The 7675-nt window shown below is 59.6% G+C and carries 6 protein-coding genes; 2 read left to right on the top strand and 4 right to left on the bottom strand.

Going from position 1 to position 7675, the window contains the following annotated elements; all coding sequences use genetic code 11:
• Positions 1-138 (top strand): transposase domain-containing protein (locus P0D80_RS47795; protein ID WP_408295176.1); only part of this gene is annotated, 138 nt, incomplete at its 5' end.
• Here the strand turns inward: P0D80_RS47795 and P0D80_RS47790 are convergent.
• From P0D80_RS47790 to P0D80_RS47775, 4 genes are all read right to left on the bottom strand, one after another.
• Complete coding sequence (locus P0D80_RS47790; RefSeq protein WP_408295173.1) at positions 81-965, bottom strand: IS3 family transposase; 885 nt, start codon at positions 963-965, stop codon at positions 81-83. The two genes, P0D80_RS47795 and P0D80_RS47790, sit on opposite strands and share 58 nt — an antisense overlap.
• On the bottom strand, positions 962-1276 hold the full coding sequence (locus P0D80_RS47785; protein WP_408295170.1) for a transposase: 315 nt from the start codon (positions 1274-1276) through the stop codon (positions 962-964). Before P0D80_RS47785 ends, P0D80_RS47790 begins: the two co-directional genes overlap by 4 nt.
• Positions 1277-1908: 632 nt before the next feature.
• A complete protein-coding gene (locus P0D80_RS47780; protein ID WP_408295167.1) occupies positions 1909-4467 on the bottom strand; it encodes a transposase in 2559 nt (852 codons plus the stop codon).
• A gap of 5 nt (positions 4468-4472) precedes the next feature.
• A complete protein-coding gene (locus P0D80_RS47775; RefSeq protein ID WP_408295164.1) occupies positions 4473-4688 on the bottom strand; it encodes a hypothetical protein in 216 nt (71 codons plus the stop codon).
• A gap of 713 nt (positions 4689-5401) precedes the next feature.
• On the opposite strand from P0D80_RS47775, the gene P0D80_RS47770 reads away from it, so the two are divergent.
• On the top strand, positions 5402-7480 hold the full coding sequence (locus P0D80_RS47770; protein ID WP_408295161.1) for a beta-propeller fold lactonase family protein: 2079 nt from the start codon (positions 5402-5404) through the stop codon (positions 7478-7480).
• Positions 7481-7675: the final 195 nt, after the last annotated feature.

Here is a 7675-nt window from a genome sequence, read left to right as displayed (position 1 = left end):
CCAACCCTCAATGACGTCGACGTGTACCGGTATCTCATCGATCTGTTCAAGGCGCTGCCTTACGCGAAGACCGCCGACGACTACGAAGCCCTGCTCCCATGGAAGCTCGGCAAGCCCGTGCCGAAGCAAACCACCTGATCGCTAGCCCACTTGCCCTTACAACGCAAGGTGCGGGTTGGCTGACCGCTTACGTTGTACCAGCCCTCCAGGAATGAGAAGATGCGCCGCCTGGCCTGCTCATGGGTATCGAAGTGTTCACGCATCAGCAGCTCGGCTTCGAGCGTGCCGAAGAACGACTCGCACATCGCGTTGTCATAGGCGTCGCCGGCCGTCCCCATCGATGGCTGCACGCCTGCCTCGCGGCAGCGGCGTCCGAAGGCAATCGACGTATATTGGTACCCCTGATCCGAATGATGGATCACGCCCACGGGCCGCCGCTGCGACAATGCCATGTCCAGTGCGCGTAGCATCAGTTCGGTGTACAGATGGTTCGACATCGCCCAGCCGACAATACGCCGACTGAATACATCCAGCACTACGGCCAGATAGAGGAAACCCTCGCCGGTCGGAATGTAGGTGGCATCAGCCACCCACAGCACGTTCGGCGCGGCGGCGCTGAAGTGGCGGCGCACCAGATCTGGCGCGCGCCGCGCTCCCGCGCGCTGGTGTGTGGTGAGCTTCCGGCGCCGGCGGGTGGCCCCGCACAGACCATCCATACGCATCAGACGCGCCACCCGTTTGCGCCCCACGCGCACTCCATCACGCCGCAGCTGCACATGAATACGTGGCGCCCCGTATGTGCCACGCGAGCTTGCATGCAGGGTGCGGATGCGCGCCAGCAGCTGCGCGTCACTGCATGCATGCGCTGATGGCTCTCTTGTCAGCCACCCGTAATAGCCGCTCGTGGAGACCCTGAGCAGCCGCGCCATCGTGGCGATGGGCCAGCGGGCCCGGTTCGCTCTCATAAATCCGTATCCTTCGGCGATACGGCTCCCGTCTCCCGGGCAAACCAGGCCGCTGCGTGAGAGAGTATGTCTCTTTCCATCTTCAACTGACGATTCTCACGACGCAGCCGCGAAAGCTCCTGCCGCTCGGCGGTGGTCAACCCGTCATGGCGCACGCCCGCATCGCGGCCGGCCTGTGCCACCCAGTTGTAGATGGTCTGCGCGGTCGGCTCGAACTCCTTCTCCAGCTCCTCGGGTGTTCGCCCGGCCTTTACCAGCTCGACCATCTGTGCCCGGAATTCCGCCGGGTACGGGGTACGATGCTTGCCCATTTCGGCACCCCCTCTTCAAAAGGATAGGCGTCCGTTTTTGCGGGTCAACTTCATTCAGCGACTTCTGCGGGGAGTGCCGGATAGGCGGTTTCGTGGACGTGATTCATGCGCGGGCAAACGGCAAGCGGCTCTTCCGGGTATCGTTCCGGCGGGAATGGTATGGGTCTCCCGGCGGGAGCGCGACGCGTGAGTCTGCCATCTCCCGCCAGGCGGGCCAAGCCCCGCTATCTGGCAGGCTTGCCCCAGCCAAGCCGGTGACGGGTCTGCGTGGCCTGATGACGTGCGTCATCTTCCGCGTGCAGATAGATGCTGGTGGTGGCAAGCGACGTATGGCCGAGGTTGTCGCGGAGAGCGTTTCGTTTGGTGGGGTGGTGCGCGCCCGGGTGCGGTATTGGTGAGGTCGGGCAACCGTGTTTGAAACTGTTTTCACAGGAACGCCACACTCGCGTGCCGGCGGCACCCCACCAAACGAAACGCTCTCGTCAACCGCGGGCCGCTTCCGCTCGCCTGTGTAACGCAAAAAAAGCGCGTTCTGAACCACGCCCGTCGCTGCCACCTCAAATTCCTGTTCGTGATGGTGGAAACCCTGTTCTTTTTGCCGTGGAATCCCTGTTCACTTTGGCGTGGAATATTCAGTCCCTCATGTATCGCCTCCATTTCGCAGGGAAGGTTTTCGTATAAATCGTCTCGAACCGTGTGCCATTCCTCATCTGGCCCCGCAACTCATCTTGCAGTCTGCTGGAAAGTACCGCTGTGCACGTAAAGGCCCCCTCCCTCCCAAGGAGTTTCCCCCTGTAATTCGCCAATTTGACTTCTGAAAAACCCACGACACCAGGATCCAGGTCCCCGGCATGATTTAGCATCGCGACCGCCAGCACACGCAGCCCTTCCGGCGAATCGTCTGACCTACCAAATACCTTTGAACTGCTCACGTACGTCAGTGAAGCTGCAAGGGATGTTAGGAAGAAAGCCCTTTCAGCGGCGTTCATGGCACCATATACTGCCTCGGCCTCCGTAAAAAGCCGCTCCAGCAGGTCCTTTGAGAAACGCGCATCAGAAAACATTTCGTACGAGACGTGATCATCGCGCTCATGCCCCACCAGTGGCAGAATGAACCGTTTCAGATCCGACTGGATTCGCGGAGTTGTCCAATCCTGCGTCACCCCGCCGGCGCCCCCCAGCAAGTATCCTTCGACATACTCCGACGGAATCAGGGGCCTAACGATCTTCTCCAGCAAGTGACCCGATAGTCGCGAGATGCTTTTGGCATGCAACACGGGGAATTGCGCAAGATGAGTCTGATTGAACATGGGATAGAACGCCGGGTCTGTCGCACTCGATCCATCAGGCTTACTACTCCAGTCTACAGCAACGAATACATTGCCGAACTCTTCACCCGGCTCATCGGGGGCACGCATACCTTTCCTGAGGTCATCTTTGGTCAGCAGGATGCAAACCTCCTTTTCCCCTGCAAGCAACGGAAAATAGGACAGCTCCGACTCGTCACCCATGTCATTCGCGGTCTTTTTCACAAACCCGATCAGGTTCTCAGGAAGTGCCTTCAGGTAAGCCTTGCGCAGCGCCATTGCCTTGTCACGTAGCTCTTCATGCCGTTCGGCCGCATTCAGTATCTGCAGCAAACCGAAGCTGTTCGCACGAGCCCATGCGTACCCGCCGGGTGCCGGTTGCATCAGCCGCGTTTGAGCATGGTCGAGCATGGCGCTCAGGTCCACCTCTCTCAGGTCCAACCGGCTTAGGTCCACGTCGCTCAGACTCATCCCGCGCAGGTCCACCCGCAGGTTCACGCCGCGCATATCCGCGTTGCCCCCTTGGAGCAAAATCCGTCTCGCGAGTGGGATGCGTTCAGTGGCTTCCCTGTACCGATAATGATCTGCCTCGTGCCGAAAAATCTCCTGCTCTAGAACTGCCCTGAAGTCAAAGATGGTGCCACCTTCGATGGCAAAAGACTCAGATGTCGCGCCAGTTTTCACAGTAATGGTGAGAACGGCGCCGTTATCGCCTGTTTTCTCAAAAACCTCCAGCTCTCCGCCGTGTTTCAATCCTATTGAAACAGAACGGCTACCCTGGCCCTGATCCGAAAATTCTTCTGCGAGGATTTTCTCATGAAGATCGACCACCGCGTGTATTACGGAATCCTCTTTCTGGTGGCTGCCGATGCTCTTGCAAACCCGCTCGATGAGCAGTCCAATAAAAGCAGTCAACAGGGTGATCGTCGCAGTCACCGTCCCACGCGAGCGTGAAATATCGAAGTCCCCCGCCTGCTTGGCCATGCTTTCCTCAGCGTTGGCAGTGACGCGCCGAAAGACCTCCCAGTTGAAAGTGGGAATGTTTGCTCCGTCCGCGCCCCGCCGGAAGGCTTCGTGAGTCCCGCCCCGGAACGACTCACCAAATCGATCCTTCCCGAGAAAAGCTCGTGCAAACGTTTGTGCGGTCACAACAGACATAATGATCCGATAGATTCTTCGCAAGTTCGCCAACGGCTTCGCTTGACGAGGTAGAAGTCCAGTTACTTGCAGGTTGTGCTGTAAGCGGTCCGAGAACCTTGCGATTACCCAATTTTTGGCGAGCTCGAAGCCGAGCTGGATATCGGTGAGTCTTCGAAGGCCTCGCCAGATCACGGTGCTGCCGGGAGGAGGATCACTGGCTCGCGCCAGATAGCCGCCCAGTTGTGCAAGTTTGACAGTGTATCGTGTAAGGGGTTCAGCGCATTCCATTACACGGCAAATTCGGCTGCTTTGGGAAACCCGCAACCAGTTGATGCTGTAGTACGCACCGTCGGCCATCACGCAGTCGACCGGCACCTCGACCGGCACCTCGACCGGCACCTCGCCCGGCAGCACCGCATGCAGGCCTTCGCTGTCGGACACTTCAGTGTCCGTGACGGCGATCTCGTGCACGTTCATGTCAGTATCGATCGCCAGGTGCACCTTGCGCCAGGGCGTGCGGGCCGCCTTCCTGCCGTACTTCTTTTCATACCAGTCGCTGGCCCGGCCAAAGTTCATGCCGGTGCTGTCGACGATTGCCGTCACCGCCTCACCCCGCTTCAGGCGGGCCGCCAGCCGCTCACAGCGCTGCCGGATCTCCACTTTCAGCGTGGCAAACCGGTCGCTCAGCTGACCGAAGCTGGGCACCGCAATAGTCAGGCCACGTGCGCTCCAGTAATCCTCCATGAAGCCTAGGCCGGCGTATAGTCGGCCTCACGTCCGGCCACGCCGGGTACATAGGGTGTGGCATTGATGAACAGCGCCTTCAGGTCGCCGCGCGGACAATACAGGCTGAGCTGTCCGCGCCGTTTCAGGCTGCGGTTATATTCGCGCGCATTGGTGACACGGTAGCCCGGCTTCTCGCGCTTGCGCGCCTCGCCGCTCTGCAGTTTCGTCTTGTCCGCCATGGGGAGCCCGTCGTTCTTCACGACACCACTTTTACTCCCGCGCCTTCCCTTGCGCCATCAGACGTGTCCTAGTTGCGCTTGGTCTTCCGAACAAAGCCGTCTGCATGCGCGGTACGACTGGGCAGGTGTGCAACTCCCCAGCGCGAATTAATGAGGACACCTTATCCAAGTCGGAAGTCATGATCCGTTTTGCTTAACTTGACAAAGCCCCAGCAGGGGTTTCTCCGCATTCGCTGCGTCCAAAATTATGGACTTTGGCCGATTTGAATACGCTGGCCGGAAATCCCGTCCTGACGCGACTTGCAGACAAATTCGAGGACCTCGAAAAACTGGCAACCAGTTGTAACTCACGACCGGGCCGCGACTAAGCGGTCGCTCATACTAATCTAAACCAAGGCTGCGGTGCATTGGGTAGGATTATCTTACCGGCTCCCCCGCGCCGCAACTGCATTTATCCGTAGTGGTTAGTAGTAACAGTTTGTGCGCTTCTCCCGGGCGCCCATCCAATGTGAGCGGTCGGGCAGTCTGCACATCCGGGAAGCATCGTCGCGTTCGTGTTCCTTCGTAGGAGAGCCCTGCTTTGCCCACGCGAGGCTTTCGCCCATGCAGCAGACACGAGGCAGTGACGTCAGTGTGCTCACGCGTGCTGAAGCGCTGCCTATCAGGCCATCAATGATTTGTTGCTTCTTACGATCAGGCGAAGGAGTTGAATCATGCACTTTCTTTCCGTCGTACGACGACTCGGTGCCGTCGTACTCCTCTGCGGGGCTCACAGTTCGTTCGCGCAAAGCTATACCGTCACTGCGCCGGGCACCTTGGGCGGCACGATAAGCTATGGCTACAGTGTAAATGCCAATGGCCAGGTTGCCGGCGCGAGTAGTAGTACGGCGGGTAGAGCATTGCCGCTTGCCGCTTTCCTGTACAGCGGCGGCGTGATGAAGAAGCTCGGCGGTGGCCCCGGCAGTAACGCGCTCGGCATCAATGCGAGCGGCACCGTGGTCGGCTTCAGCTTCGTGAAACCGAACAGCCCGATAACCCATGCATTCGTGACCAGCGCGGCGGGCGGCCCGATCGATCTGGGAACGCTGGGCGGGCCGCTCAGCGTGGCCAACGCGATCAACGCGAACGGCCAGGTGGTCGGCAGCAGTACGACGGGGGGATTGTCGGCACACGCGTTTCTGATCAATGCGCCATATACACCCAACAGTATGAAGGATCTGGGGACACTGGGCGGTCCGATTAGCGTGGCGACCGCGATCAACGCCAGCGGCCAGGTGGTCGGCAGCAGTTTGAAGAAGGATTTCTTGACCACGCATGCGTTCCTGATCAGTGCACCCTATACTGCGGGCAGCATGCAGGATCTGGGTTCGTTGGGCGGGTTAGTGACCGTCGCCAGGGGCATTAATACGAGCGGCCAGGTGGTAGGCAGCAGTATGCCAAAAGGCAACCAGGCCATTCATGCCTTCCTGCTCAATACTGCGCCGCTGGGCGCGATGACGGATCTGGGCACGCTCGGCGGCAGCTTTAGCCAGGCCAACGCGATCAACGCCACGGGACAAATCGTCGGCGCCAGCTATACGGCGAAGAACGCCGCTTCGCATGCATTCATTTACCAGAGCAGTGCGCAGGGCGGCTCGGGACGCATGGTCGATCTCAACACGTTGATTCCGGCTACATCGGGGTGGGTGCTCGATAGCGCCACGAGCATCGCGGATAACGGCGATATCACCGGTTACGGCACGGTCAATGGACAGACGCAGGCCTTTTTGCTGGTGCCGACGGTGCCGGTGGCGAAATTCGTCTATGTAACTGAATTCGACAGTAATACGGTTTCGATGTACAGCTTGGGCAGCAACGGTCAGTTAGCGCCGCTGAGTCCATCCACAGTGACGACCGGAGGCGCACCTGTCGGTATCGCGCTGTCCCCATCTGGGAAGTATGCTTATGTAGCGAATACTGCTGACGGTACGGTGTCGATGTACAGCGTGGGAGGTAACGGCGTGCTCACGCCACTGAGTCCCTTTGCAGTGCCAACCGGGCAGACGCCTGTCGATATCGTGGTGTCCCCGTCCGGGCAGTATGTCTACGTGGCGAATGGTGACGGAACGGTGTCGATGTACGGCGCGGGAGGTAACGGCGTGCTCACGCAGCTGAATCCGTCGACGGTGGCAACCGGTCGCGGCCCTACCTCTATCGCAGTGTCCCCGTCCGGGCAGTATGCCTACGTGACTAATTCTACTGACAGAACAGTGTCGATGTACAGCGTCGGCAGCAACGGCCAGCTAGCGCCGCTGAGTCCATTCACAGTGACGACCGGAGGCGCACCTGAAGGAGCACCTGCCGGTATCGCGGTGTCCCCGTCCGGGCAGTATGCCTACGTGATAATTAATGGTGACTCTGTGGTGTCGACGTATAGCGTGGGTGGAAACGGCGTGCTCACGCCGCTGGATCCGTCCTCCACGGTGGCAATCGTGGCTCATCCTGACGGTATCGCGGTATCCCCGTCCGGGCGGTATGCGTACGTGTTGGATGTTAGTGATAATACTGTGTCGATTTACAGCGTGGGGGGTGACGGCGTGCTGACGCCGCTGAATCCGTCGACAGTGGCAACCGGAACCAGTCCTTTCGGTATTGCGGTGTCCCCGTCCGGGCAGTATGTTTACGTAGCGAGTGGTGGAGATAATGCAGTGTCAATGTACAGCGTGAACGCGAACACGGGCATGCTGACTTCATTGAGTCCGCCTACCGTGCCAGCCCCAGGTACGCCGAGGCGGATCGTCTTTAGCCAGTAGAGGAAGCGTGGTCACAAGTTCGAATGAGGTTCCGTCTGTTCGACTTCGTGGTCGATGAGTTGCAACGGCGTGAGTGCCTGGATCCGCGCCGCATCCGCCCGGTGCGCGTCGCGCTGCAGAACCAGCGCGATGACCTGCTGGCGTTCGCCGGCCTGCTCGATGCAAAGCTCGCCACCATCGCGCAGGCCGCGAACG

This window comes from Paraburkholderia sp. RL17-373-BIF-A (assembly GCF_046030175.1).
GTDB lineage: Bacteria > Pseudomonadota > Gammaproteobacteria > Burkholderiales > Burkholderiaceae > Paraburkholderia.
This window is presented reverse-complemented; position numbering and strand designations above follow the sequence as displayed.